Raw genomic sequence first — 319 nt, 5'->3', positions numbered from 1 at the left:
CGGTCGACTCAAGCAAGCCAAGCTTGCTCTTGCAGCTTGACCCCCATCTTTTCCCGCTCCCCCGGCGGCAGCGCCGGCAACACGGCGGCCGGTGTCGCCTCCTTCGGCGGACGCGCAGCCTTCTTCGGCAAGGTCTCCAACGATGCGCTGGGCGAAATCTATGCCCATGACATCCATGCCCAGGGCGTCGCCTTCGACACCAGGCCGCTCCAGGGACAGCCGCCGACGGCGCGCTCGATGATCTTCGTCACCCCCGATGGCGAGCGCTCGATGAACACCTATCTCGGCGCCTGCGTCGAACTCGGGCCGGAAGATGTCG

1 pseudogene is annotated in these 319 nt (G+C 66.5%); it reads left to right on the top strand.

Annotated elements, in window-relative coordinates:
• Positions 1 to 63 precede the first annotated feature (63 nt).
• A pseudogene (locus tag ACWGTO_RS33970) lies at positions 64 to 319 on the top strand (PfkB family carbohydrate kinase); the annotation flags it as partial.

It is taken from the genome of Mesorhizobium sp. PL10 (assembly GCF_053714315.1).
Note: the sequence above shows the minus strand (reverse complement) of the source record. Positions and strands in the feature narration are given on the sequence as shown.